This window comes from Pseudonocardia sp. ICBG601 (assembly GCF_020496245.1).
In genome coordinates this window covers 1-3,111 of record NZ_JAHLJA010000213.1, presented here as the reverse complement: position 1 = coordinate 3,111, position 3,111 = coordinate 1, and the positions used below count along the sequence as shown (strand labels likewise).

The 3,111-nt window shown below is 76.5% G+C and carries 2 protein-coding genes; one reads left to right on the top strand and one right to left on the bottom strand.

All coding sequences use genetic code 11. The features are described 5' to 3' along the window. On the top strand, positions 1–457 hold a 457-nt coding region (locus KPL57_RS71305; protein WP_308253318.1), incomplete at its 5' end, for an HU family DNA-binding protein. Positions 458–2,626: 2,169 nt separating this feature from the next. Here KPL57_RS71305 and KPL57_RS71300 read toward each other — a convergent pair. Next, positions 2,627–3,016 (bottom strand): HU family DNA-binding protein, encoded by a 390-nt coding sequence (locus tag KPL57_RS71300; RefSeq protein WP_308253316.1) that lies wholly within the window; start codon positions 3,014–3,016, stop codon positions 2,627–2,629. Positions 3,017–3,111: the final 95 nt, after the last annotated feature.

Sequence of the window (3,111 nt, the reverse complement as noted above, 5' to 3'; positions counted from 1 at the left end):
CGCCCGGCTCGGAGACCGTCGTGCCGCCACGTCGGCCGTCGACGCGATGGTCGAGGTGATCGTGGACGCCGTCGGGCGTGGTGAGACCGTCACCCTGACCGGGTTCGGGGTCTTCGAGCCGCGACGACGTGCACCGCGCACCGCCCGCAACCCGCGGACCGGGGAGACGGTGCCCGTCGGGGAGACCGTGGTGCCGTCGTTCCGGCCCGGCGCCGCCTTCAAGGAACGGGTGGCCGCCAGCGAGGCCGCCGCCGCGAACGCGACCAGCCCCCCGCCGTACCGAGCGGGCCGCGACGGGCAACGGTCGCACCACCGCGACCCGCAAGACGATCCCGCCGGAGACCGCGGCGCGCTCCGGCCGCCGCGGCGGCACCGGCGAAGAGAGGCGGCTGCCCGAAGAAGGCGGCCGCGTCGGCGAAAGAAGCCGGCCCGGCGGAAGGCCGCTGCGGAGAAGTAGCCGCGCCACCGTACTGCCCCCGGTCGGCGCCGCCCCGCGCTGCGCCACGGTGTTCCGCGCTGCCCGCGTCGCGCCGCCCGGCGCTGCCTGCGGGCGCGTCGATCAGTACATGAGTGCTGTTCGAGCGGGTGCGGACAGCACTCATGTACTGATCGACGGGGATCGCGGCATCGGTGACGCAGCCGGGTGCGGTCGGGGTCAGTAGGGCGCGAGGCGGGTCCGTCGGGCGAGCAGGGCGCGGACCGTCCGACGGTGCGACCGGCGTTGCGGGTGAGGCCGTCGGCGGTGATCCGGAGGGTCTGCCATCCAGCGCCGCGGTGCGGGTGTCGCGGATGCGGTCGAGCGGGTCGTCGTGGTGGGCGCCGTCGTACTCGATCGCGAGCAGGGCGTCGGGGTAGGCGAGGTCGAACCGCAACCAGGGGCGGCGGCCGTCGTACAGCGGGAACCGGACCTGGGGGACGGGGGGCCCGGAGAGCACGAGCAACAGCCGTAGCCGGGTCTCGGGCGGGGACTCCGCGCGCGGGTCGGCGAGCGCGACGACCCTGTCCAGCCGGGCCGAGCCCCGCACGTGCGGGTGGAGCGACCGCGGACCAGCAGGTCGGCGGGGTCGAAGCCGGGGCACGGCGCCGTCATCCGGGACAGCGTCCGTTGCTCGGGGCCGGTGTGCCCGCCCCGCACCGCGACGAACACCGGCCGGTCCCGTCTCCGGGCGGCGAGCGCGTCGAGGGGCCCGGCGTGGATCGATGCGGCCCGGGCCCGGAGCAGCGGCGTCACGGGGACCACGGCGGAGACGTACACGTCGGGGAACAGGCGCACGAACCGTGGCCCGCGCAGCCGCCCCGGCGTGACGGTCCCACGCGCGACGGCCTCCGACCCCCGGAACGGCTCCTCCACCCGCGCACCCTGCACCCCGGCCCACGCCCGGCGGGCCGGAACCGGTGCGCCCGTTCGCGATCGCACACGCCGTCGCCGGGAGCGGGCTTCCGGGACCCGGTCGATCAGTGCACCAGTGCTGCCGCCCGGGGTCGGACAGCACTCGGGTACTGATCGACGAGCGGCCCGGACCCGGGGCCGCCGCGCCGTCCCGGACCGGCGGCCCCGGGTCCGGGCCGCTCGTCGATCAGTACCCGAGTGCTGTCCGACCCCGGGCGGGCAGCACTGGGTGCACTGATCGACCGGGTCCCGGAAGCCCGCTCCGGCGACGGCGTGTGCGATCGCGAACGGGCGCACCGGTTCCGGCCCGCCGGGCGTGGGCCCGGGTGCAGGGTGCGCGGGTGGAGGAGCCGTTCCGGGGGTCGGAGGCCGTCGCGCGTGGGACCGTCACGCCGGGCGGCGCTGCGCGGGCCACGGTTCGTGCGCCTGTTCCCCGACGTGTACGTCTCCGCCGTGGTCCCCGTGACGCCGCTGCTCGGGGCCCGGGCCGCATCGATCCACGCCGGGCCCTCGACGCGCTCGCCGCCCGGAGACGGGACCGGCCGGTGTTCGTCGCGGTGCGGGGCACACCGGCCCCCGAGCAACGGACGCTGTCCCGGATGACGGCGCCGTGCCCCGGCTTCGACCCCGCCGACCTGCTGGTCCGGCGGTCGCTCCACCCGCACGTGCGGGGCTCGGCCCGGCTGGACAGGGTCGTCGCGCTCGCCGACCCGCGCGCGGAGTCCCCGCCCGAGACCCGGCTACGGCTGTTGCTCGTGCTCTCCGGGCCCCCCGTCCCCCAGGTCCGGTTCCCGCTGTACGACGGCCGGAGCCGCCCCTGTTGCGGTTCGACCTCGCCTACCCCGACGCCCTGCTCGCGATCGAGTACGACGGCGCCCACCACGACGACCCGCTCGACCGCATCCGCGACACCCGCACCGCGGCGCTGGGATGGCAGACCCTCCGGATCACCGCCGACGGCCTCACCCCAAACGCCGGTCGCACCGTCGGGACGGTCCGCGCCCTGCTCGCGACGGACCCGCCTCGCGCCCCTACTGACCCCGACCGCACCCGGCTGCGTCACCGATGCCGCGATCCCCGTCGATCAGTACATGAGTGCTGTCCGCACCCGCTCGAACAGCACTCATGTACTGATCGACGCGCCCGCAGGCAGCGCCGGGCGGCGCGACGCGGGCAGCGCGGAACACCGTGGCGCAGCGCGGGGCGGCGCCGACCGGGGGCAGTACGGTGGCGCGGCTACTTCTCCGCAGCGGCCTTCCGCCGGGCCGGCTTCTTCGCCGACGCGGCCGCCTTTCGGGCAGCCGCCTTCTTCGGTGCCGCCGCGGCGGCCGGAGCGCCCGCGGTCTCCGGCGGGATCGTCTTGCGGTTCGCGGTGGTGCGACCGTTGCCCGTCGCGGCCCGCTCGGTACGGCGGGGGGCGCTGGTCGCGTTCGCGGCGGCGGCCTCGCTGGCGGCCACCCGTTCCTTGAAGGCGGCGCCGGGCCGGAACGACGGCACCACGGTCTCCCCGACGGGCACCGTCTCCCCGGTCCGCGGGTTGCGGGCGGTGCGCGGTGCACGTCGTCGCGGCTCGAAGACCCCGAACCCGGTCAGGGTGACGGTCTCACCACGCCCGACGGCGTCCACGATCACTCGACCATCGCGTCGACGGCCGACGTGGCGGCACGACGGTCTCCGAGCCGGGCGGTCAGCGCATCGACGAGCTGAGCCTTGTTCATGGT